We start from the raw sequence: 23464 nt of genomic DNA, 5'->3' as shown, positions 1-23464 counted from the left end.
ACCGCGTTTTTCTGACGTGAAACAACCGAGTGACAGCCTCCCTCCGGTTGCGCCTGGGGCTAGCGTGACTTCATCCCCTTTGTGTCCAACTGGTACTTTTTCACCAGTCGCTCAATTGACTTCCTGTGAAGCCCGCTCTCGCGCGCGGCGCGAGACAGGTTTCCTTCGCAGCGCGTCAACACGCTGGAGATGTACTCGCGCTCGAAGTTCTCCAGGAGCTGCTCCTTGGCGTCCTTGAAGGAGAGGTGCTCGTTGAAGGGTAGCGGCCCTTCGCGCACCTGTCCCCGCACGCGGGGTGGCAGGTGCGCGGGCTGAATCTCCTCGCCCTCGCTGAAGGTGAGGACGTGAGACAACACGTTCATCAGCTCGCGCACGTTGCCGGGCCATGAATACGACATCAGCAGGCCCAGGGACTCCGCGGAGAAGCGCTTCTTGCCGTGCTTGCCCACCACTTCCGGGTCCGCGAGCGCGCGCTTGAGGATGAGGGGGATGTCGTCGCGGCGCTGTCGCAGCGGCGGCAGTTGGATGGTGATGACGGACAGGCGGAAGTAGAGGTCCTCGCGGAAGCCGCCGCTCTGAATCTCCTTCATCAGGTCGCGGTTGGTGGCGGCGATGACGCGGCAGTCCACCTCGATGACGTCGTTGCCGCCCACGCGCCGCACCTCGTGGTTCTCCAGCACGCGCAGCAGCTTGGGCTGAAGGTCCAGCCGCAGCTCGCCCAGCTCATCCAGGAAGATGGTGCCCCCGTGCGCGCGCTCGAAGGCGCCCGGCCGGCTGCTCACCGCGCCGGTGAAGGCGCCCTTCTCATGGCCGAACAGCTCGCTCTCGATGAGGTTGGGGGGAATGGCGCCGCAGTCCAGCACCTCCATGGGCCCCTTCGTGCGGCCGGACAGCTCGTGGATGGCGCGCGCCACCAGCTCCTTCCCGGTGCCCGTCTCACCTTGGATGATGACGGGCACCCCCATGGGGGCGATCTTCTTGATGAGGCCGAATATCTGCCGCATCTTCATGCTCTGCCCCACCATGTCGCACAGCTCGCCCTCGCGGTCGGGCTCGATGGTGACCTCCTCATCCAGCGGCGCGAAGGTCAGCACCGACGAGCCCGCGCGAATCTGCGAGCCCGGTGACAGGTAGGCCCGCTCGATGCGCCGGCCATCCAGGAAGGTGCCGTTGGTGGAGCCCAGGTCCACCAGCAGGTAGCCGCGCTCGGTGAACTGGATTTCGAAGTGGTGGCGGCTGGCGGTGCGGTCCTCCACCAGCACCAGGTCATTGCCAGGATGCGCGCCGCAGCGCAGCCGCTCCTTGTCGCTCACCACCGAGCGGCCGGTGTCCGGCCCCGCGGTGACGGCCAGGCGGCACTTGTGGAGCTTGACCGTGGTGCGTGGGTCCACCACGAGCGTTTCGCTCAACAACGGGGAGTGGTTCAGGTCTTGTCCGACGTCGCCGGGACTGGTGTGGATGTCGTCAGGGTGCAGAGGGGGAGCACTCATCTGCGCGCGAGGATACCAAAGGCCCCCCACGAGGCCCGCCCCTCGCGCTGTCCGTGCTAGGCTCCCGCGCCCCGCCCATGCCCCCGCGCAAAGTGAAGCCGAAGAAGGCCCCGGTCCTGCCCGGGCCCATGGCACCCGACCGTCCCGAGCGCCCCCCGCGGCGAGGGCCCCCGAAGAAGACGGTCGTCGTCCTGTCCCGCAAGCGCGCGCTGTACTCCACGCGGCGGCTGGTGGCCGCCATCCGCGCGCGCGGCCACCGCCCGCTGGTGCTGGACACGCTGCGTTGCTGCCTGCTGCTCGCGCAAGACGCACCGCGCATGACGTACCGCGGCGTGGAGGTGCGTGGCGTGGACGTGGTGGTGCCGCGCATCGGCGCGTCCATCACCGCCTATGGCCTGGCGGTGGTGAACCACTTCGAGCTGATGGGCGTGCCCGTCCTCAACCCGCCCACGTCCATCGCGCGCAGCCGCGACAAGCTGCGCGCGCTGCAGTTCCTGTCGCGCTCCGGGCTGGACATCCCCCGCACCGTCATGGCGCATGACCGCAGCAACGTGCGCCGGCTGGTGGAGGAGGTCAACGGGCTGCCCGTCATCATCAAGCTCATCAAGGGGACCCAGGGCGTGGGCGTGATGATTGCGCACACGCTGTCGGAGGTGCAGACCATCCTCGACACCTTCTGGGACCTGGGACAGGAAATCGTGCTCCAGGAGTTCGTCGCGGAGAGCGAGGGACGGGACGTGCGGGCCCTCGTCGTGGGCGACCGCGTGGTGGGCGCCATGCGGCGCAAGGCCAAGTCCGGCGAGTTCCGCTCCAACATCCACCGCGGCGGCGAGGGGCAGGCAATCGAGCTGACCGAGCCCTACATGGAAGCAGCCGTGCGGGCCGCGCGCGTCGTCGGGTTGGAGGTCGCGGGCGTGGACATGCTGGAGGGCCGCGCCGGGCCCCGGCTGATGGAAATCAACTCCAGCCCGGGCTTCGAGGGCCTGGAGCGCGCCACGCAGCGGGACATCGCGGGAGCCATCATCGACCACGCGCTGAAGTACGCCGAGGCGAAGCGCGCCGGGTGAGCGCGAACCCGGGTCCGCCGAGGTTGCTCGCCTGCTTTCAAGCAACCGCACAGCCGGGGCAAGGCACCTTGCATGCTCCTCAGGAACTCAGGAATGCCTTCGTGGCCCGTGTGTCCTGGGGAGTTGGCAGCGACGCGGGTGGCCCTCTAATCTGGCGGCCCTCAAATGAAAACGCTGCACAAGCCGCTGCAGATCACCGTCTACCAGGACGTGCTTTGTTCCTGGTGCTACCTCGCCGACCTGCGCCTGGAGGTCTTGCGCCAGGAGCTGGGCGAAGCCGTCCGCTGGAGCGTCAGGCCGTATCCGCTGCGCGTCCATGACGTGCTGCCCACGATGCGCGAACAACGCGCGTTGGTGGAGGAGGTCGAGCGCGCACAGCGCGAACCGGACGCCGCCGCGCACCTGTTGTCCACGGACCTGTGGCTCGGGGGAGATCCACCGCGCACCAGCGTGCCGGCGTTGGCGGCGCTGGAAGCGGCGCGGCTGCAGGGCCCGCAGGCGCGCGCGTTCCTCGCTCGCGCCATGCAGCGCGCGGCGCTGGAGCAGGGCGTCAACGTGTCCCGCTCGGACGTGGTGTTCGAGCTGGCCTCGCGCGTGGGCCTGGCGATGGACGAGTTCTCCGCGGCCTTCCGCTCGGAGGAGACGCGCCGCCTCATCCTCGACGAGCACCAGGATGCCACCCACCGCGGCGTGCGGGGCGTGCCCACGCTCGTCATCGGCGGCCGGTGGATGCTGTGCGGCCTGCGTGAGCTGACCGAGTACCGCGAGCACATCCTCGCGTGCCTGGGCAAGGTGTCCGTGCCCCGCTCGGGTTCGCCCGAGCGCGTGGTGCACTGAAGCCCCCATCCTTCCGGAGGCCCTGCGCGCGACAGGCGCGCAAGGCCCCGCGTGGAGGAAGGGCTCAGGCCTCTTCGGCGCCGTTGCTGAGCGCCAGGGCGAGCCCGGCCATCAGCAACTGCAGGAAGCCCAGGGCGGGAATCACGGGCACGCAGCAGAGGAGCACGCTCAGCATGGCGAGCAAGCCGCCCAGCAACATCGTTCCAATCATGGGCAGCCGCTGCCCCCGCGCGTAGACGAAGCAGCGGCGCAGCGTCTCCACGACGCCGGGCGATTCGGTCCGGGCCAGCTCCGGCTGCATCAGGATGAGCGGCGTGAGGAGCCACCCGCCCGGGAAGATGTAGAGCGCGATGGCCACCAGCCCCATCACCGCGAAGCCCGGCACCATGGGCTTCAAGGCGGCATCCAGCTCCGAGGTCGGCAGGTCCTTGAGCGCCACCAGCTCCGACCAGGACAGGGTGCCGGTCGCCAGCCCCGCGCCCAGCGCCCCCACGACGATGAGCAACAGGAGCGGGAGTATCAGCAGGAAGGACAGGAAGAGGGTCCCCAGGTACTGGGGAATCTTGCCGAACTGGCTGAACATCCGCGCCAGGTCCGCGCGCCGGCCGCTGAGCACGTCCATGCACATCCGAAGGAAGCCCAGCGTCATCGCCCCCTGGATGGCGTAGGAGCCAATCATCCCGATGATGAAGCCCAGGACGATGACGACGACGCTCTCCGTCACGCCGCTGATGACGGAGAAGAGCTGCGAGACGACCTGCCCGGCGAAGGACCCCGCCAGGAAGATGAGCACGCCGACACAGAGCATCACCCACTCGCGCTTGAACGCATCCCAGGACACATCCATCAGCCCGGAGATGCTCCAGTTCTCGCGGTTCAGCGCGAAGGCCTGTCCCACGCCCTCGCGCTGACGGCAGGCCGGGCACCAGGCTTGCGAGCCGCCCTCGCTGCACGCGCGGCACATGAAGTTGCCGCAGCGGGAGCAGGTGCCCACTGCTTCGAATGCCGGGTGGAGCGGACAGCTCGCGCCCGAAGTGAACTCAGTCTCCGCCATGGTGCGTCTCCCCACGCGCCGCGGCTCACCCTTCCGGGACAAGCAGCGCGCACATTTCCCCCTACACCACCCAGGCGGTGTCCACCAGAGGACGAAGGGCGCTATCCTGGAGCGGGCGGAGGTCCGAAGGGGGACTGCACCCGGGCGTGAATTTTCTCCACGCCCGTCCGTCTTCCTCGCGTGGCCGCAAGGTGGACGGCCCGTCCGTCCACTCCGCCCAGGAGAGTCACCACATGCGCCGCCTGCTCGCCCTCGCCGTTCCGCTCGCACTGATGATGGGCACTGGATGTGTCGCCCACGTCCACGGTCCGGCGCGTCACGCCCCGGTTCAGGTCATCGAGTACAGCTATTCGAGCGACCACCCCATCCCCGATGACTTCGGCGGCGGCTGGTGCCCGTACTCGCACGTGCACGTCCACGACTACGAGCCGACCACGACGTACTACGCCTACTCGGACAACGCGTACTACTACAGTGGCCCCTCGGTGGTCTGGTACTGGAACGACCACCCGCACGCGCACGGCGGCCTCTGCAACATGCACGGGCGGCACTCCCACGACTACTACCCGAATGGGGGCAACATCTACCGCTACGAGCGCAACCGCGGCTACGTGTGGAGCCGCACGCACAGCGCTTCCGCGGGCTACGGCTACGTGCGCCCCGCGACGCGCCCCAACGCCCGCCCCGCCCGCCCCGTGGTGCCTGGCAACACGTACAGCGGCACCCGGCCGCCTCCGGGAGGCACGCGCTGGACCACGCCGCGCGGCTCCAGCTCGGGTGGCAACAACCGGCCGTCGCGTGGCCAGAGCAACAACTCCGGCAGTGGCTGGAGCAGTCCTCCCGCGGGCCGCACCACGAACAACGCCGCGCCCAGCAACAACTCCTCCGGCAGCGGCTGGAGCAGCCCTCCCGCGGGCCGCACCACGAACAACGCCGCGCCCAAGGACGATGACTCGCGCGACAACAACAGCGGCAACTCCAACAGCGGTCGCTCGGGCAGCGGCAGCGGCTGGAACACGCGTGGAGGCAGCAGCGGCGGCTCCAGCAGCTCGGGTTCCAGCAGCTCGGGCTCCAGCAGCTCGGGCTCCAGCAGCTCGGGCTCCAGCAGCTCGGGCTCCAGCGGCTCGGGCTCCAGCGGCAGCGGCTGGGGACGCGGTGGCAGCAGCTCCGGTAACAGCGGCGGCAGCAGCTCCGGTAACAGCGGCGGCAGCAGCCGGGGCTCCAGCAGCAGCTCGGGCTCCAGCTCCAGCGGCGGGGGCTGGGGACGCGGTGGCAGCAGCAGCGGGAAGTCGTCCTCGGGCTCCAGCGCGCCTCCGTCCGGCCGCTCGGGTTCGTCGTCCTCCTCTGGTGGCAACAGCCGCTGGCGCTGAGGCGGACCCCGCCGCGGGGCGGGTGATGGCCGCCTCGCTCCGGCCGGGTTGACGACGTCTGGCGTCCACATGAACGGCGCCGCGTCCCACTCCGGGGCGCGGCGCTGATGTTTTTCGGACAGCGCGCCGCCCTCCAGACGCCGGGTCAGCACCACCGCGGCGTCGACCAGGGGACGGACGGGGCGCGGGGTGGATTGCCGCCGCGTGGGGCCGTGGAGAGGTTTCCCGCGATGATGCGTCCTCTCCTGATGGTTCCATGTGCCGTGCTGGGACTCTCACTGGGCTGCGGCCCTGGCGATTTCACACCCGACCCTGGCGTGCAGACCGACGACGCCGAGGCCGTGGACCTGGACAACCTCCACATTGGTGTCAGCGGCACGGTGGACCTGCTCCCCGAGGCCCGGCGGTTGCTCGAGGCCCGGGGCCTGCCCCTGCCCTCGCTGGAGGGAGCGCCCCTCACCGCCACGGAGCCCCTGCGGCTGGCGGTGGATGACGCCAACGCCACCTTCGGCACCGCGCCGGCCGCCGCGGATGGCGCCTTCACCGTGCGCGACGTGGCCGTGCGGGAGATGCACCTGAGCCTCGCGGTGGGCGCGGAGGCCGCGGGACTGGTGCCCACCCATACCGTCGTCTACGACTCCGCCTTCACCGGTGCCCGGCCGCGCACGGACATCGTCGGCGCGCGCGTGTGGGCACTGCCGGACGCCTTCCATGACGCGCTCAGCGTCGCCGTGGGGGAGAACGCCATCCGGGGCCACACCGACAACCGGGCGGCCACCTTGCGCGACGCCGGCTTCGTGCTGGGCCGTGTGGTGGATGCAAGCGGCCATCCCGTCGCGGGCGCGAAGCTCACCCCCGACGGCGAGTCGTTGGCTGGTCGCATCCACTACCCCACCGCCGACCTCCAGGGCGCGAACCAGGAGGGCACCGGCCCGGACGGATTGTTCGTCTACGTCCACTCGGGCGCGGACGCGGAGGCCTTCCTCCTTTCCGTCACGGGCATGGACAGCTACGTGCCACGCAACGTGGGCGTGGCGCCGGGCTGGGGGCTGGTGCTCACCGTCCATCCCGGCCTCCACCCGCCGCCCTAGTCAGCTCGGCGTCCGGCCTTCCGCTCGCGACTCGGCTGCTCGGGGCGCGCTGCCCCGCGCGAGGGCCGCCCCCATGTTCCATGGGAGGCGCGCGGCTCGAGCCAATGGACTGGCGGCGCCCATCCGTCCCCACCTGTCGCTGCGCCGCACTCTCACTGGAGCGTCTCGAGCAGGGCCTCGGGCCGGTGCGTCACGGGAGGAGCCCTGTGCGTTCCTGGGGGACGCCACGATGAACGAATACTGGAGGCCGCAGCGTCGGAGCGCAGCCATGGCCCGCGGCATCGCCTGGCTCGCCACGCTGGGCGTCCCGCTCGTGGGCGCGCTGTACCTCCTGGGCTGGGCCTGGGACGTGGAGATGCTGAGGCCCGGCGTGGCCGGCATCCCCATGACGCCGGAGACAGGCATCGCCATGATGTTCGGCGGCGTCGCCCTGGGCCTGCGGCTGCTCCGCCGCCCGTTCCGCCACCAGGGACCCGCGACCACCGCCTGCGCGCTGGTGATGCTGGCCATCGGCGCGGTGAGTCTCCTGCGCGACGTCACCGGCTGGGACGCGGGGGCGGAGTCCCTGATGCTGCGCCTGCTCGATGAACACGCCTCGGCGCTCCCTCGGCCCTCTCCCCTCTCCGCCATCTGCATGACGCTGCTGGGCGTGGCCCTGGCGCTCCCGGGGCGGGGCCGCTGCGTCCGGCCGCGCGACATGCTGGTCGTGCTGTCGCTGGTGACTTCGACGCTGGGCCTCAACGGCCTGCTGATGGGCCCCTTGTTGATGGTGGGCACCCTGCCCTTCCTCGCCGAGCGCAGCATGGGCCTGCCCACCGCGCTGACGCTGCTGCTGCTGGCGGTGGGCACGCTCTGCGCGCGACCGGGCCAGGGGCTGATGAGCCGCATCACCCGCGACTCGCTCGGCGGCTTCCTCGCGCGCCGGCTGGTGCCAATGGTGCTGATTGGCCCCTCGCTGGTGGGCATGGTGTTGATGCTCCTGCACGACGTGCGCGCCATCAACCTGGAGGCGAAGCTCCCCATCTTCGCCACCATCGTGAGCGCGGGCGGCGCGGCGCTCGTGCTCCTGTCCGCGCGGGCCCTGGACCTCATCGAGGCCTACCGCCAACAGGCCACCACGGCGCTGGAGTCCTCCGAGGCGCGCTACCGGGGCCTGCTGGAGACCACCCCCGCGCCGCTGCTGACGGTGGATGCACAAGGCCTGCTGCGCTTCGTCAACGCGGAGGCGGAGCGGGTGTTCGGCTATCCGCGCGAGGAGCTGCTGGGGCGCGAGGTGGAGGTGCTGGTTCCCGAAGGGCTCTTCGGTGGCCGGAGCCTGGACACCGGCCTGGGCGAGCGCGCCATCCAAGGCCGCCGCAAGGATGGCGGCCCGCTGTCGCTGGAGGTGCGGCTGAGCCCGGTGTCTGGCCCGGAGGGCCCCAGCGTGCTCGCCGTCGTCCGCGACGTGACGGAGCGGGAGCGGTACCTCGCCAGCGTCCAGCGTGCCCGAGAGGAGGCGGAGCTGCAGCGCAGTCAGGTGCAGGCCCTGCTGGACCACACCCCCGTGGGAATCGTCTTCGTGGCGGCGGATGGCGGCGGGCTGGTGGCCAATCCCGTCGCGGAGCAGCTGCTCGGGCGGTCGCTGCAGGGCGTGACGCCGGAGATGACAGAGGACAGCCCGTCCGTGCTCACCGCCGACGGCAAGCCGGTCCGCAGGACGGAGGTGCCCATCGTCCGCGCGCTGCTCACGGGCCAGCTCGTGGGGCCCGAGGAGTTCCTCATCCTCCACCCCGACGGGAGCCGGCTGCCGGTGTTGATGACCGCGGCCCCCGTCTTCGGTCCTGGCGGGAAGGTGCGCGGCGTGGTCTCCACGGCGCAGGACGTGACGACGCGCCACGAGCTGGACCGGCTCCGGGAGGAATACGTCAGCCTCATCTCCCACGACCTGCGCAACCCGCTCCACACCATCAGCCTGCGCGTGGGCCTGCTGCGGCGCGCCCTGCGCGAGCGGAACCTGGAGCGGGAGGACTCCATGACGGAGTCCATCCAGCGCAGCGTGGCCTGGATGAGCTCCATGATTGAGGAGCTGCTGGAGGGCGCGCGGCTGGAGTCCCAGCGGGAGGCGCCGCGCCGCGAGCCCCGGGACCTGGCGCGCTTCCTGGAAGAGGTGCTGGAGCGGGACATGGCCCCCGACGTGCGCGAGCGCTTCCACCTGGAGGTCCAGGGCAGCCTGCCCCCTGTCTGGGTGGACGCGACGAGGCTGGAGCGCGTGGTGGTCAACCTGATGACCAACGCCGCCAAGTACAGCCCCGGCGGGCAGCCCATCACCGTGCGCGCCCAGCTCCAGCCGGGGCAGGTGGTGGTGTCGGTGACGGACCTGGGCCCCGGGCTGAGCCCGGAAGACGCCGCCCACGTCTTCGACAAGTACTACCGCACGCGCAAGAGCGGCGCGGCGGACGCGAAGGGGCTGGGGCTGGGGCTGTACATCAGCCGCCTCATCATTGAAGCGCACGGCGGGCGCATCTGGGTGGAGAGCGAGCCCGGCCAAGGCTCCACCTTCAGCTTCAGCCTGCCCGTCGCCCCGCACGGCGCGACCCCGCTCCCGCCCCAGGTCCCGACTGGTCAGGACCCGGCGGCGGGAGACGGCTCCGCCGTCAGCGCGTAGGCGCCCAGCGCGGCAGCCAGTCCGGCCCCTTGGCGGTCGTCAGCCGCGTCTGCCCGGTGCCATCCGCGCGCATGAGGTACACGTCCGTGTCACCCTCGCGCTCGGACACGAAGGCCAGGTACTTCCCGTCCGGACTCCACGCGGGCATGTCGTCCCGGAGCTTGCCGTCCGTCAGGGCCACCGGCGCGCCGCCCGCCACCGACACCACCCAGATGCGGGTGTTCCCGTCCGGCAGCCGGCTCACATAGGCCAGCCGCTGCCCGTCCGGACTCCAGGCGGCCTCGCGCTCGTCGCCAGCAAAGGACTCGCCCGACACGGCGCGCAGGTCCGAGCCGTCCGGACGGAGGAAGTACAGCCGGTCCCTGCGCTCCCGGTCGCTGACGATGACGAGCCACTGGCCGTCCGGGCTCCACTTCGGCGTGCGGTCCTCATGGTGGAAGAAGGTGAGGCGGCGCTCACCGCTGCCGTCCGCGTTCGCCACGTAGACTTCAGGGTCGCCCTCACGGCTGCACACGAAGGCCACCTCCTTGCCATCCGGCGACACCGCTGGCTCGAAGCAGCCCTGGGGCACCTGCGTGAGGCGCACCTCCGGCACACCCTCGCGGGGCGCCAGGCGCACCACGTCGCTGAAGCCCTGGGCGTCGGACTCGGCCACCAGCCAGGTGCCGTCCGGCGCCCAGCTCGCGTTGCGCGCGCGCGCCCGGGGCGGGTGCAGCGGCACCACCGGGCTCTTTCCATCCAGCGGCAGCACGCGCATCTGCTGGCGGTGCAGCCCGCCCTCCTCCGCCGCGGCGATGACGAGCAGCGACTTGCCGTCTGGCGACAGGGGACCGGGGTACACGTCCTCCTCACCGCGCGTCAGCTGCGTCTCCACGCCGTCCGGACTCACCTTCCAGACATCCTTCCGCCCCGCCCGCTCCGACAAGAAGATGACCGCGCCTGGAATGGCGCCCGCCTCCTCCTTCGACAGCGGCCCAGGGCCGGGCGCCCCGCCACACCGGCCGGAACACCCGACACCGAGCACGGCGAGCGCGGTCAGACACCGCGCCCGCCACGGCCAGGAACGCTGAAGCCGTTCAAGGCCTCGCATCACCACCTCACTGAATCCGGATGGCGTCCGCCATGACGACGTAGCCTTCGGAGGCCCAGCGGCTCAGCTGCACCTTGTTCCAGCCGGCGGCGAAGTTGTAGGTGCCCAGCGTCACCCACTTGCTGCCGTTGGCCTGCTGGTTCACCGTCACCGTGCTGTTGCCACCCGTGTGCGTAATCACGAAGGGCGCCGCGGGAGAGCGGTTGGTGCCCTGCACCCACCAGGCCTGGATGGTCCGGCTGCCCGCCGAAGGCATGTGGAAGTGGAACACCGCCGGCTCGGAGATGGGCTGCGTGGAGGCGAAGTAGTAGTCGTTGCCGTAGTAGCCCGCGCTGGTGCCGCGCTGCCAGGTGGACGGCACCGCGATGTAGCCCTTGCTGGCGTTGTTGTTGGCGTTGTTGCTGTCCACGACGATGGCCGAGGTCGTGCCGCCGTCACCGCAGTAGCTGCGAATCTGGTTGATGTAGGTGGTCCACGGCCAGTTGCGGCCCGGGTCCGTGCGGTTCTCCGGCTGCAGCCGGGCGTGCGCCACGATGTGGTAGCTGTCGCGCGGGATGCCCCGGTCCCGGGTGATGTCGCACGTCAGCCGGGCGGAGGTGTTGATCATCCCCGTGTTGAAAGAGGCCGAGCTGGCGTAGCCGCCGTGCTCGATGCCGATGGAGAAGTCGTTCGTCGACCGGCCGTCGAGGTTCGACTTCACGCCGCCGTTGAGGCTGCTGCGGTAGGCGGCGCCCACGTGCCAGGCGCGGCTCGTCTCACGCACCAGCTGCGACACCTCGGTGCCCGTCTCGTTGACCACGTAGTGCGCGCTCACGCCCGCGGAGGAGTTGGTCAGCCAGCTCCAGCAGCCCGAGTAGCCACCCTCACAGGTGTGGATGATGACCATCTGCTGCCCGATGCCGGCGGGCCGCGCGTTGTAGTTGGGCGACGGGCGCCAGATGGAGGCCGCGTAGTCCGGACCGGCCGCCAGGGCCTGCATCTTCGGCAGGGCGAACTTCGGCTCGACCTGGGTCGCATCCAGCGACACGGCGACCTTGCCCGCCGGCGTGAACGCACCCGCGCCCTCGCGCAGCACGGCGTACACGTCGTTGTGGATGTAGTGCGCCTGGATGTCCGGGTCGGAGATGTCCGTCAGGCGCACGGCCACCGGGGCCCACGCGCCCAGGTCCGCGCGGTCGATGCCCGCCTCGTCGGCGTACTTCGACAGCAGCGCGGCGCCCGCGCGCAGGTTGGCCAGCGGCTCGCCACGCACCGCGTCCTCGGACACGCCCGCCAGGGCCGCGCCGTCGGTGATGAGCTGGCCGCGCAGGGCCAGCAGGCCAAAGGCCGCCGGACGGCCCTCGAACTCCTCCTCGCCCAGGACGTGCTCCCAGCGCGTCTCCGCGTAGGAGATGGCCTTGAGGAGGTTCACCGGGACGTTGAACTCACCAGCGGCCTTGGCGAACTGGGCGTCCAGTTCGTTGGGCGTGCGGCGAGCCGCGTCGGCCACCGCGCGGGCGGCGTCATCCACCGCGCCCGCGGGAACCTGCGACTCAGGGGCCGTCTCTTCCGGAGACGCCTCGGGCTGGGGGCCACAGGCCGCCAGGGCCATGGCCGCGGCCGTCGCCGCGAACGTCTTGCGAAACACGTGCATCGGAACTCCTTGAAGGGGGGTCAGCAGCTCCACGGTCGCCCCCGTCTCACGGGAGCGGCGCAGCGACCCTGGCCTGAGCACCATGCATGCCAGCCACGCGTTCCCAGGGAGCTCCTCTTTTCCACGACTCCAGGTGGAGCATGGATGCTCCACCTCCCCGTCAAGAATTCCGCCCACAAACCGGGCACCCGACGACACAACCCCCTGGAATCAGGCACAGCCCACATGTAAGCCCTGACAGCCGAGGCATCGGGTTGGCCACCAGATGTCCCACTGACGTTTTTCGAGACAGGATATTGTAAAACTTATTTACTTGTTTTCCAGTGCTCTTCGCCTTTTGGCGTGACATCGGATGTGGGGACTGGGACGCGGGGGCCGACAGGGGCGAGGGCTTCCGCTATGAGGGGGCCATGCGGCTCTTCGGAATCGGCGACACCCACCTGCCCTCCACGCGACAGAAGGACATGCACCGCTTCGGGTGGTCCGAGCATCCCCTGCCGCTGCAACGCGCGTGGGATGAGCGGGTGGCGCCGGAGGACGTGGTCATCGTGGCGGGGGACATCTCCTGGGCCACGCGGGCCCACGAGGTGATGGATGACCTGGCGTGGCTGGACGCGCGCCCGGGCCGCAAGGTGCTGGTGCGTGGCAACCACGACTACTGGTGGGGTGACTCCGCCTCCAAGCTGCGCAAGCTGCTGGAGCCCTTCCGCACCCTGGAGGGCTTCCTCCACAACAACGCCGTCGTCATGGGCCCGTGGGTGATTGCGGGCAGCCGGCTGTGGACCGCGCCGGAAGCGCCGCCCATGCCCGGCGGGGAGATGGGGGACGAGGCGGCGGACACCGGCTACGTGGAGCGGGAGACGCGCCGGCTGACGGCCTCCATGGAGGACGCGAAGAAGAAGGAGGCTGCCAGCGCCACGCCGCTGGTGCGCGTGGTGGCCGTGCACTTCCCGCCGGTGTACGCGAACGAGAAGGCCACCGCCTTCAGCGAGCCCATTGAAGCGTTTGGACCGAAGGTGTGCGTCTATGGCCACCTGCACGCGGCCGGCATCGCCGCGGGCTTCACGGGCGAGCGCGGCGGCGTACGCTACGTGCTGGCCTCGTGTGACGCGGCGGGCTTCGCCCCGATGCTGCTCGACGAGGTGTGAGGAGGCGCGCCATGCCGTCCAACAAGGCGGAGCTCGAGGCCCGGCTCGCGGCCGTGCAGCCGGGTGATTCGGTGCGGGGGCTGTTCTTCAAGTCGATGCTCAGCCTCGTCCAGCAACAGGCGGGCCTGACGGCGATGGAGGCGGTGCGCGCGGGGGCGCCAGGCGCGGCGTACTCGGACCTGCGCACGTACCCGGCGCGGGACTTCCTGACGCTCCTCTACCGCGCGGCGGACGCGCTGGAGCCGCTGCTGGGCCCCGAGGATGCCGTCTTCCATGCGTGCGGCGAGAAGGACGTGACGCGCTTCTCCACCGGGCCGGGCATGCTCATCTTCGGCATCATCTCCCGCGGGGACCCGCAGAAGCTCTTCGCGGGCGCGCAGATGGGCTACGGCGCGGCCGTCAGCTACGGCAGCCGCGACTACGTGCCCACCGGCCCCACCTCCGGCACGCTGCACATGCGCCGGGACATGCTGCCGCCCGCCTACCACGAGGGCGTCCTCACCGGCGCGCTGAAGGTGCTGGGCCTGAAAGGCACCGCGCGCGCGACGCCGCGAGGCATCGACAGCGCGGACTACGACATCCGGTGGGCTTGAGGCGCGGCGCTCAGTCCACGCGGGTGTAGGTGACGTCCAGCTCGGCGACGACGCGCTCGCCCACCGACGCCTGGCAGGTGAAGGTGTGCGCGCCGCCGTCGTGCGCGCGGCGGACGGCGCCGAACGTCACCGTCTGGCCCGCGTAGGCCAGGGTGTCCGCCTTCAGCCGCACGTCCTTCGCCATGCAGCGGGCCCACGGCGCGCCTTCCAGTCGGCGCAGCAGCGTGGCGGCCACGCGCGTCATGCCACTGGCCACCACGGCCACCGGCATCACCGGGTGCAACGCGAAGTGCCCCTTGCACATCTCCGCCGTCACCGGACCCAGCGTGGCCGACAGGCTCTCACCGTCCGGCCGCCAGTCGCGCAGCGCCAGCGGCTTGCTGTAGGGGTTCTGCCGCAGCCGGGCCCACTCCTCGGGGGTGCGCTGCACGCCCTCGTCGCGGCGCGGCTCGCGGCGCATGTCCACCCGGGCCTCGCCGAACAAGCGCGTGAAGGCGGCGGCGGACAGCACGTTGTAGTCCACCTCCAGGCGGAAGAACGGCGTGCCGTCCGGCAGCGACAGCAGCGTGCGCGCGGTGGCCGTGCGGCGGCCGGTGAACTCCGCCCTCGCCAGCCCCCACAGCAGGTCCGTGGCGCGGGCCATGGGCTCCGGCCGCAGCCACTCCCCGCGCGCGCCGCACGCCAGGTAGAAGTGCTGGCCGTCCTTGGGCGACATCAGCGCGGACGCGCACGAGCCCAGAATCGCCAGGTGCCGCCCCGCCTCACCCAGGCCAATGGGGCCCGCTTCCGCGTCCGGGTCCTGCTGCACCGGGATGCGCGCCACCACCTCGCCCGCCCCCATCACCGTCACGTCCTTGAGGGCGTAGTACGGATCCCTCACGCAGATGCGCGGGTAGAGGTCCGCATGCGTCAGCAGCGTGTGCGGCGCCAGGCCCGACAGCGTCTCCAGCGTCTGCTCCGACGACGCCCAGGCAGAGGCAGGGGCAACAGCGGAGTTGGCGGACGAGGGCGCGATGTCGAGCATGGGCTGACCTGGTTTCGGACGAGGGGTGTCGGGGGACACCGGTTTGCGAGATGCCGAGCTTCGTTCCGTCCGCGGAGGGTTCATTCCGCCGGACAAAAATGATTTTCGACATACGGTCCGATTTGTTGCTTCCTGTCGTAATTTTCCGTCCGAAAGGTAAATCTGGACGTAAATGTGGCAGGGAGGCGCAGCCAGGAGTACAGAAGCGTCATTCAGCGCAAAGAGTCAAGGCAGATGTGGGGTGAAGCGCACCCGCCCTGACGCAGGCGTTCACGGGGCTACAGCTCCACCTGCGCGCCCAGCTCCACCACCCGGTTGGGCGGGATGCGGAAGTACGAGGTGGCGCTGCGCGCGTTGCGGCTCATCCAGGCGAACAGCGCCTCGCGCCACACGGCCATGCCGGGGCGCCTGGTGGGAATCAGCGTCTCCCGTCCCAGGAAGAAGCTGGTGCCCATCAGCTGGAACTGGAGCCCCTTCTCGCGGCAGCGCTTCAGCACGTCGGGGATGCCCGGGTTCTCCATGAAGCCGTAGCGCGCCACCACGCGCACGAAGCCCTGCTCCAGCGGCTCCACCTCCACGCGCTCGCCAGGCGGCACGTGCGGCAGCTCCTCGGAGAGGATGGTCAGCAGCACCACCTGCTCGTGCAGCACCTTGTTGTGCTTGAGGTTGTGCAGCAGCGCGGGCGGGGTGCCTTCCGCGTTGCTCGTCATGAAGATGGCCGTGCCCGGCACCCGCACCGGCGGGTGGTCGCCGAAGCTGCCCAGCAGCTCCTTCAGGGGGATGCTGGACGCGCGCAGCTTGGCCGCCAGGATGTCGCGCCCCCGCTTCCACGTCGTCATCAGCGTGAACACGACGACGGCCATCAGCAGCGGGAACCAGCCGCCGTCCGCCACCTTCACCGCGTTGGCGCCGAAGAAGGCCAGCTCCACCACCAGGAACAGGCCCACCACGGGGATGGCCACCCACCGCCGCACGCCCCACAGCTCCCGGGCCACCACGTAGGCCATCAGGGTGGTGATGACCATGGCCGTGGACACCGCGATGCCGTAGGCCGACGCCAGCGCGCTGGAGGAGCGGAAGCCCAGCACCAGCGCCACCACGCCCACCAGCAGCGCCCAGTTCAAGCCGGGCAGGTAGATTTGCCCCATCTCCTCCGCCGAGGTGTGCACCACCTCCATGCGCGGGCTGTAGCCCAGCTGCATCGCCTGGCGCGTCAGGGAGAACACCCCCGCGATGAGCGCCTGCGAGGCGATGACGCCCGCCACCGTGGACAGCGCCACCAGCGGATACAGCATCCAGGACGGCGCCAGCAGGAAGAAGGGGTTGCGCGCGGCGCTCGGGTCGCGCAGCACCAGCGCGCCCTGCCCCAGGTAGTTGAGCATCAGCGCCGGAAGCACCATGGAGAACCACGCCAACTGGATGGGCTTGCGGCCGAAGTGGCCCATGTCCGCGTAGAGCGCCTCGCAGCCCGTCACCACCAGGAACACGCCGCCCAGCACCAGGAAGCCATGCAGGTGGTTTTGACGGAACAGCTCCACCGCGTGCCAGGGCGACAGCGCGCCCAGCACCGCCGGGTTGTGCACCAGCTCCTTCACGCCGAGCGCGGCCAGCGTGAGGAACCAGACGCACATGACGGGCCCGAACACGGCGCCGATGTGCGCGGTGCCGTGCCGCTGCACCAGGAAGAGCGCCACCAGGATGACCAGCGCGATAGGGATGACGTAGGGGTCGAAGACGTCCGTGGCCACATGCAGGCCCTCCACCGCGCTGAGCACGGTGATGGCCGGGGTGATGATGCCGTCACCATAGAGGAGCGCCGCGCCGAAGATGCCCAGCGTAATCAACACCGGACGCGACCGGTGTGGCGGCTGCGCGCGCTGCCGCTGCATCACCAGCGCCATCATCGCCAGGATGCCGCCTTCGCCCCGGTTGTCCGCCTTCATCACCAGCAGCAGGTACTTCACCGACACGGTGATGATGAGCGACCAGAAGATGAGCGACAGCACCCCCAGCACGTTCGCGGGCGTCGGCGGAATCCCGTGCGCCCCCGTGAAGCACTCGCGCAACGCGTACAGCGGGCTCGTGCCGATATCGCCGTAGACGATGCCCAGGGCCCCGAGGGCCAGCAACGCCGAGCGCTTGAAGGTGTCCGGGCCCTTCTTGACGTCTTCGCCGCCCGGCACTCCGGTGGTGGTCGCTTTCACGACGCCGCGCTTTAGCTGAACCCGGGCCCAGAGCAACCGCGACCGCGTCACGCCCGGCGTATTCCCCTGTACGCGTGCCGCATCCCCGCCTCGGCTTCACGGGGCCCCAGGGCGGGGAGTGCGTCCGGAACGGACACTCCCAGGCCGCAGATGTTCGACACCCGCGACGGCACGGCCGCCCTGCCCGGACGGACGCTCCTCGCCCCGCTTCAGCCATGTTCCCATGCAACACGACGGGGGGGAGACGCGATGACGATGGTGGCGGCACATGGTCAGGCAGAGGCCCGGCGGTCCGGAGCACGAGGTCCAGCGGTGCTGGACGCCATCTTCCAGGTCTCGCCCCTGGCCATGCACCTGCTGGACCTGGATGGCACGGTGCGGCTGTGGAACCCCGCCGCCGAGCGGCTCTTCGGCTGGAGCCGGGAGGACGTGCTCGGCCACCGCGCGCCTTGGGCCACCGACGCCCACTGGGAGCTGTTCCGCCGCCATCTGGAGCAGGCCTCGCAAGGTCTGGAGCCGCCCTGTCTGGAGTTGGAGCTCCACCGGCGCGATGGCACGCCTCTCCATGTCGAGCTGTGGGCGGCCTCCCTGCCAGCGTCCACCGGTCCCGCCCAGTGCATGGGCATGCTGGTGGACGTCACCGAGCGACGCCGGGGTGAGGCCCACCGCCGGCTCCTGTCGGAGGCCAGTGAAGTCCTCGGCGCCAGCCTGGAGCAGGACGCGACGCTGGAGCACCTGGTGCGGCTCGCCGTGCCTGGCTGCGCGGATTCCTGCCGCGTGTTCCTCGAGGACGCCCCGGGCGAGGTGCGGTGCGTGGCGTCCGCGGGGCTGGACGCACGCCTCGACGCCGACGCGCCCAGCGTCCCGGACGACGCGGCGGTGTCGCGAATCATCGCGTCCGGAAGGCCGGCGCTCCACGCGGAGCCGCCGTCCTGGCTGGGCGTCCCGCTGGCGTGGCCAGGGCGGAAGGGCGCCGCGCTGGTGCTCACCCGCGCCGGCCGGGCCTTTGACGCGCGGGACGTGGCCCTGGCGCGGGAGCTGGCGCGCCGGGCGTCACCCGCCCTGGAGCACGCGAGCCAGTACCACGAGGCGCGCCAGGCCATCCGCCTGCGCGAGGAGTTCCTCGCCATCGCCAGCCATGAGCTGAAGTCCCCCATCAGCGCGCTCCAGCTCCAGGTACAGCACCTGCGCACCGCGCTGGAGCGCTCACCGGACGACGTCCCCCGGGAGCGGCTGCACCGGGGCCTGGACCTGGTGGGCCGTCAGGCGAAACGGCAGGCGAAGCTCCTCGACGCGCTGCTGGACGTGTCGCGCATCCACGCCGGACGGCTGGAGCTGAACCCGGAGCCCATGGACCTGGGCGCCCTGGTCCGCGAGGTAGCGGAGCGCTTCGAGCCAGAGCTGGCGGGCGCGGGTACACCCCTGACGTTGACGCTGTCGCGGGAGGCCCACGGCCACTGGGACCGGCTGCGCCTGGACCAGGTCCTCACCAACCTGGTGTCCAACGCGATGAAGTACGGGCGGGGCGGCCCCGTCCAGGTGGCGCTGTCCAGCACCGAGACCCACGTGCGCCTGGAGGTGCGCGACGCGGGCATCGGCATCGCTCCGGAGCACCTGCCCCGCCTCTTCCACCGCTTCGAGCGCGCCGTGTCCGGCCGGGACTACCACGGCGTGGGCCTGGGGCTGTGGATTGTCCGCGAGGTGGTGGAGGCCATGGGCGGCCACGTCACCGTGCGCAGCGAGCTGGGCGTGGGCTCCACCTTCACCGTGGTGCTGCCACGGGCGCGCGGGTGAGGACGCTTGAGGGCCCACCCGCGCGGGCGCGCCTCACAGCGCGAGGAACAGGATGGCGGCCTTCTCCTCGGGGCTCGCCGCGAGGAACTCGTCCGGCAGCCAGATTTCCGAGCCGGGCGTCATGGCCCGGTCGCAGCTGCGCCGGCCCGTGTAGAAGCGGTTCGTGTCCTCCGCCTTCAGCCGGTAGGTGCAGTCGCGGACGTAGAGGGTGAGCTCGCTGGGGCTCAGCTTCAGGCTGACGGGGCGTCCGCCAAAGCCGCCCTTGGCCACGATGGCGTCCCCCTCCTTCGTCACCGTCAGGTTCACCGGCGCGCCGCCGACCGCGCCCTCCACCGCCCCGTCCTTCAGCGTCAGGGCGAAGTTGCCCTTCAGCCCGCGGCCCTTCAGCGTCCCGGGCGAGCGAGCCACCTGGAAGTCCGCCCCCGTCACCGCCTCGGGCGTCATCTCCAGGTTGAACGACTGGAAGGCAATCTTCAGGTTGATGGCGCCCTGCTTCGGCTCGGCCATCGCCACGCCCGCCCCCAGCACCACTCCCAACACCAGCACGCTCCGGCGGAGCGGCATCAGCATGCGCTTCATGTGGAGACCTCCTCGTACGGTTTCATCCCCGGATGAATAACGACAGTGTGGACACCGGATACCGGCCCGTCATTCACCCTGGGGCCCATACCGTCCACGCCGTGGGCGCGCGCTGTGAACGGCGTTGACACCCAGGCCCCCTCCGCGCGCGCAACCCCGCGGAAACAGGCCCAGCCTCCGGTGGCAGGCTCCTTGCGATGGCGCCCTTCCAAAAGGAGCGGGCCATGGCGGAGACAGGAAGCGCGCGGTGGGGAACGGCGAGGCTGGACGGAGGCAAGGTGCTGCGCTGGAGCCTCCTGCACGTGGGCGCGCTGGTGGGGGGCGCCTGCTTCTTCTCGTGGAGCGCGGTGGCGGTGTTCGCCGGGCTGACCGCGGTGACGATGTGCCTGGGTGTGTCGGTGGGCCTGCACCGGGGACTCATCCACCGGGCCTTTCGTGCCTCGGCGCCCGTGGAGCGCGCGCTGGCGCTGCTCGGCACCCTGGCCGGCCTGGGCGGCCCCATCGCGATGAGCCGCATGCATGACCTGCGCGACTTCCACCAGAACCAGCCGGAAGCGGACTGCCCCCCCTACTTCGGCTACCGCGAGGGCTTCACGCGCGCCATGGCCTACGCCCTCTTCCACACCTGGCACCCGCGCGACGGCGCCCCGGACGTGCCAGCGGCGCCTCAGGTGACGCAGGACGGGTTCTTGCGCGGCCTGGAGCGCGCGGGCCTGTGGCTCCAGGTGCCGCTCGCCCTGGCCCTGTACGCGCTGGGCGGGGCGCCCTGGGTGGCCTGGGGCATCCTGGTGCGGCTGGCGCTCACCCAGGACGGCTTCTGGTGCGTCCATTATGTGAGCCACGTGGAGGGCGAGCAGCCCTACGAGCTGCCGGGCTGCGCCGAACAGGGGCGCAACGCCGGCTGGCTGGCGCTGCTGAGCATGGGTGAGTCGTGGCACAACACCCACCACGTCTACCCGGCCTCGGCGCAGATGGGGCGCGGGTGGCGGCAGCCGGACCCGGGTTGGTGGGCCGTGCGCGGGCTGGCCGCGCTGCGACTGGTGCATGACGTGAAGTCGCTGGCCCACCTTCCGCCGCGCCTGGGTGCACGCCTGCGCCGCCCGGAGCCGCGTCGGACCCGGCGGCTGTGCGCGCTCGCCCTGCGCCGGGCCTGACGCCCCCAGGTGGGCTGTGCTTCACTCCTCGACGTTGCGCAGGAAGTCCGCCACGTGGGCGAAGCGCTCATCGAGGAAGCGGCGCAGCCCCCCGGTGATGCCCCGCGCGTCCATGGCTCGTTGCATGGAGCGCACCCACGCATCCCGCATGGCGACGCCCACGGGCAGGTGGCCATGCCGCATGCGCAGTCGGGGGTGGCCATGCCGCTCCGTGTAGTCCTGCGGCCCGCCCAGCCATCCCGCGAGGAACAGGCCGAAGCGCTCGCGCGTGCCGCGGTTCACCCGGCCCTCGGCGTCCAGCTCGTGCAGGCGCGCCAGCTCGGGCTCGTGGGCGTCCATGGCGTCGTAGAAGGCCTCGGCCAGGGCCATGGCCGCTTCCGTGCCGCCCAGCCGGTGATACGGCAGGTCGTCCTGGCTTGGCACCCAGTCGTCTTCGGAGGGCATCTTCAGTTGTACGGACATGCTTTCCTTCTACCGCTGGAGACGGCCGGGTTCATGGAGACTCGTCATTCCCCTCGTAACGCGCGGCTGACCTCCGGCGGACAGAGAGGCAGGCGGTCCAGGGTCTGCTTGCCCTGGAAGATTTGACCTGGGTGAGAGGCGGTTGCTAGAGCCACGGCCACCCGTGCCCATCTCCCCCCGCGTCGCGCCCGCTCCCCCCGTGGTCTGGGTGCTCGACGACAGTCCAGTAGAGACGCAGGCCATCTGCCGCGCGCTGGAGCCCTCCTGCCGGATTACGGGGTTCTTGGACGGGGCCTCACTGCTGGAGGCCCTGACGCAAGGGCCCGTGCCCGAGGTGCTGGTGCTGGACTGGCACCTGCCCGGCATGTCGGGCCTGGAGGTCTGCCGCTTCGTCCGGAGCAATCCCGCCTCCGAGCACGTCCCTGTCCTGCTGATTACCGGGAACACGCGCGCGGAGGACGTGGTGGAAGGCCTCTCCGTGGGGGCCAACGACTACGTCTTCAAGCCCTTCCGCCCGATGGAGTTCGCCGCGCGCGTCCAGGCCCTGGCGCAGTGGGAGCGCAGCCGGCGCAAGACGTTGGAGGACGAACGGGCGCGACGCCGGAGGCTGGAAGGCACCCTGACGGAGGTCCAGGCCGCCGAGGAGCGCGCCTGGCGCAGCGAGCTGCGCTTCCGGCTGGCGGCGCGCGCCACGCGGGACGCGGTGTGGGAGTGGGACCCGCGCACGGGCCTCATGGACTGGACGAGCGGCCTGGACGAGGTCTTCGGCTACGCCCCCGGCACCATCCAGGACGAGCGTCGCTGGTGGGAGGAGCGGCTGCACCCGGATGACCGCGCACGCACCGTCGCCAGCCTCCAGGCCACCCTGGAAGGCCCCGATCACGAGTGGCAGGGCACCTACCGCTTCCAGCGCGGAGACGGCTCCTGGGCCTACGTGGCGGACCGCTGCCACATCATCCGCGACGCGCAGGACAGGGCCACGCAGGTGGTGGGCGCCATGCAGGACGTCACCGAGCGCCAGGAGGCCGAGGCCGCCCGGGCCCGGCTGCTGGAGCTGGAGCGCGGGGCCCGGGAGGAGTCAGACCGGCAGCGCGCCATGCGGGCCACGCTCTTCGAACAGGTGCCCGCGCTGCTCGGCGTGCTGAGCGTGCCGGACCAGCGCTGCGTGGTGGCCAACGCGCGGCTGCGGGAGCGCTTTGGCCAGCGGCCCCTCGTGGGCCGCACGCTCCGCGAGGCCCTGCCGGAGCTGGAGGGACAGAACGTCTTCGATGTGCTGGACACCGTCTTCGCCACCGGCGAGCCCTTCAGCGCGCGGGAGCTGCCCGTGCGCATTGCCCAGGTGCCCGGCGGCCCCCCGCCGGAGGGCTACTTCGACTTCATGTACCAGCCGATGCGGGATGCCAGCGGAAGGCTGGCGGCCGTCATCCTGTTCGCGGCGGAAGTCACGGACTCCGTGCTGGCGCGGCGCAAGGAGTCGGAGCTGGCGCAGCAGATGAAGGCCCGCGCGGACTTCGAGCGGCAGCTCATCGGCATCGTCAGCCACGACCTCCGCAACCCGCTGGGGGCCATCACCCTGGCGGTGTCCATGATGCTCCAGCGCGGACCGCTGGATGAGCGGCAGGAGCGGCAGGCGCAGCGCATCCGGAGCTCGGCGGACCGCGCGACGCGGATGATTCGCGACCTGCTGGACTTCACCCGCGCGCGCCAGGGCACGGGGCTTCCGGTGTACCCCCAGCCCATGGACCTGCACGAAGTTGTGCGCGCGGTGCTGGACGAGGTGCACGCCGGTTGGCCCGACCGTCGCCTGGAGACGGAGCGCACCGGAAACGGCTCGGGCACGTGGGACCCGGACCGGCTTGCGCAGCTCATTGGCAACCTGGTGGGCAATGCCCTGCAGTACAGCCCGCCCGGCACGCCCGTGCGAGTGATGTCCCGAGGCGATGACGACGGCGTCGTGCTGGAGGTCCACAACCTGGGCCCGGCGATTCCGCTGGAGCGCCAGTCGCGCATCTTCGAGCCGCTGGAGCGCGCCACGGTGCGTCCGGAGGACCAGGGCCGGCGCAGCATCGGCCTGGGGCTCTACATCGTGCGCAGCATCGTCCTGGCCCACGGCGGCACGGTGGAGGCGCGCTCCACGGAGGAGGCGGGCACCACCTTCACGGTGCGGCTGCCGCGGCATGCGCCCACCGCGCTGCCCGTGCGCCCGGACGGCGGCGCGGCCGCGGGGTAG

18 protein-coding genes are annotated in these 23464 nt (G+C 71.0%); 9 read left to right on the top strand and 9 right to left on the bottom strand.

The genetic code is table 11. The features are described 5' to 3' along the window. Nucleotides 1-59 precede the first annotated feature (59 nt). On the bottom strand, nucleotides 60-1490 hold the full coding sequence (locus tag KGD87_RS28505) for a sigma 54-interacting transcriptional regulator (protein ID WP_284664110.1): 1431 nt from the start codon (nucleotides 1488-1490) through the stop codon (nucleotides 60-62). Nucleotides 1491-1567: 77 nt separating this feature from the next. On the opposite strand from KGD87_RS28505, the gene KGD87_RS28500 reads away from it, so the two are divergent. Together KGD87_RS28500 and KGD87_RS28495 are read left to right on the top strand one after the other, a co-directional pair. After that, nucleotides 1568-2557 (top strand): ATP-grasp domain-containing protein, encoded by a 990-nt coding sequence (locus tag KGD87_RS28500; RefSeq protein WP_284664108.1) that lies wholly within the window; start codon nucleotides 1568-1570, stop codon nucleotides 2555-2557. Nucleotides 2558-2722: 165 nt separating this feature from the next. Beyond that, the gene (locus KGD87_RS28495; RefSeq protein WP_284664106.1) at nucleotides 2723-3394 is read left to right on the top strand and encodes a DsbA family oxidoreductase; all 672 of its coding nucleotides are present in this window, start codon (nucleotides 2723-2725) and stop codon (nucleotides 3392-3394) included. A 64-nt stretch (nucleotides 3395-3458) separates the two neighbouring features. Here the strand turns inward: KGD87_RS28495 and KGD87_RS28490 are convergent, their stop codons facing one another. Next, nucleotides 3459-4448, bottom strand: coding sequence for a hypothetical protein (locus KGD87_RS28490; RefSeq protein ID WP_284664104.1), 990 nt, complete (start codon nucleotides 4446-4448; stop codon nucleotides 3459-3461). A gap of 649 nt (nucleotides 4449-5097) precedes the next feature. Continuing rightward, entirely contained in the window at nucleotides 5098-5970 is an 873-nt protein-coding gene (locus tag KGD87_RS28485) for a hypothetical protein (protein ID WP_284664103.1), read from the bottom strand. Between KGD87_RS28485 and KGD87_RS28480 the strand changes: the two genes are divergently transcribed. Together KGD87_RS28480 and KGD87_RS28475 are read left to right on the top strand one after the other, a co-directional pair. Next, nucleotides 5926-6909: a carboxypeptidase regulatory-like domain-containing protein gene (locus KGD87_RS28480; protein ID WP_284664101.1), complete on the top strand. Its 984-nt coding sequence runs from the start codon at nucleotides 5926-5928 to the stop codon at nucleotides 6907-6909. The genes KGD87_RS28485 and KGD87_RS28480 overlap by 45 nt on opposite strands. A gap of 268 nt (nucleotides 6910-7177) precedes the next feature. Then, entirely contained in the window at nucleotides 7178-9553 is a 2376-nt protein-coding gene (locus KGD87_RS28475; protein ID WP_284664099.1) for a sensor histidine kinase, read from the top strand. Here KGD87_RS28475 and KGD87_RS28470 read toward each other — a convergent pair. Together KGD87_RS28470 and KGD87_RS28465 are read right to left on the bottom strand one after the other, a co-directional pair. After that, nucleotides 9543-10643 carry a TolB family protein gene (locus KGD87_RS28470; RefSeq protein WP_284664097.1) on the bottom strand — a complete coding sequence of 367 codons (1101 nt, stop codon included), beginning with the start codon at nucleotides 10641-10643 and terminating at the stop codon, nucleotides 9543-9545. The genes KGD87_RS28475 and KGD87_RS28470 overlap by 11 nt on opposite strands. 7 nt (nucleotides 10644-10650) lie before the next feature. Then, complete coding sequence (locus tag KGD87_RS28465; protein WP_284664096.1) at nucleotides 10651-12276, bottom strand: golvesin C-terminal-like domain-containing protein; 1626 nt, start codon at nucleotides 12274-12276, stop codon at nucleotides 10651-10653. Nucleotides 12277-12686: 410 nt separating this feature from the next. On the opposite strand from KGD87_RS28465, the gene KGD87_RS28460 reads away from it, so the two are divergent. Together KGD87_RS28460 and KGD87_RS28455 are read left to right on the top strand one after the other, a co-directional pair. Continuing rightward, a complete protein-coding gene (locus KGD87_RS28460; RefSeq protein ID WP_163781380.1) occupies nucleotides 12687-13424 on the top strand; it encodes a metallophosphoesterase in 738 nt (245 codons plus the stop codon). Nucleotides 13425-13435: 11 nt separating this feature from the next. After that, nucleotides 13436-14017, top strand: coding sequence for a TIGR02265 family protein (locus KGD87_RS28455; RefSeq protein ID WP_284664092.1), 582 nt, complete (start codon nucleotides 13436-13438; stop codon nucleotides 14015-14017). A gap of 10 nt (nucleotides 14018-14027) precedes the next feature. On the opposite strand, the gene KGD87_RS28450 is transcribed toward KGD87_RS28455, so the two are convergent. Continuing rightward, nucleotides 14028-15041 carry a hotdog family protein gene (locus tag KGD87_RS28450; protein ID WP_284664090.1) on the bottom strand — a complete coding sequence of 338 codons (1014 nt, stop codon included), beginning with the start codon at nucleotides 15039-15041 and terminating at the stop codon, nucleotides 14028-14030. Nucleotides 15042-15319: 278 nt separating this feature from the next. Beyond that, on the bottom strand, nucleotides 15320-17281 hold the full coding sequence (locus tag KGD87_RS28445; protein WP_284668700.1) for a potassium transporter Kup: 1962 nt from the start codon (nucleotides 17279-17281) through the stop codon (nucleotides 15320-15322). Between the two features lie 276 nt (nucleotides 17282-17557). Between KGD87_RS28445 and KGD87_RS28440 the strand changes: the two genes are divergently transcribed. Beyond that, nucleotides 17558-19039 (top strand): sensor histidine kinase, encoded by a 1482-nt coding sequence (locus tag KGD87_RS28440; RefSeq protein WP_284664088.1) that lies wholly within the window; start codon nucleotides 17558-17560, stop codon nucleotides 19037-19039. Between the two features lie 33 nt (nucleotides 19040-19072). Here KGD87_RS28440 and KGD87_RS28435 read toward each other — a convergent pair whose 3' ends face one another. After that, a complete protein-coding gene (locus tag KGD87_RS28435; RefSeq protein ID WP_284664087.1) occupies nucleotides 19073-19618 on the bottom strand; it encodes a hypothetical protein in 546 nt (181 codons plus the stop codon). 224 nt (nucleotides 19619-19842) lie between these two features. Here KGD87_RS28435 and KGD87_RS28430 point away from each other — a divergent pair, with 224 nt between their 5' ends. Further along, on the top strand, nucleotides 19843-20772 hold the full coding sequence (locus KGD87_RS28430) for an acyl-CoA desaturase (protein ID WP_284664085.1): 930 nt from the start codon (nucleotides 19843-19845) through the stop codon (nucleotides 20770-20772). Nucleotides 20773-20793: 21 nt separating this feature from the next. On the opposite strand, the gene KGD87_RS28425 is transcribed toward KGD87_RS28430, so the two are convergent. After that, the gene (locus tag KGD87_RS28425) at nucleotides 20794-21234 is read right to left on the bottom strand and encodes a group II truncated hemoglobin (RefSeq protein WP_163781368.1); all 441 of its coding nucleotides are present in this window, start codon (nucleotides 21232-21234) and stop codon (nucleotides 20794-20796) included. Between the two features lie 163 nt (nucleotides 21235-21397). On the opposite strand from KGD87_RS28425, the gene KGD87_RS28420 reads away from it, so the two are divergent. After that, entirely contained in the window at nucleotides 21398-23464 is a 2067-nt protein-coding gene (locus tag KGD87_RS28420) for a hybrid sensor histidine kinase/response regulator (protein WP_284664082.1), read from the top strand.

Origin of the sequence: Myxococcus sp. SDU36 (assembly GCF_030168875.1) — a bacterium.
GTDB classification, from domain to species: Bacteria; Myxococcota; Myxococcia; order Myxococcales; family Myxococcaceae; genus Myxococcus; species Myxococcus vastator.
The sequence above is the reverse complement of the archived record's forward strand: the minus strand, read 5'-3'. Positions and strand labels throughout refer to the sequence as shown.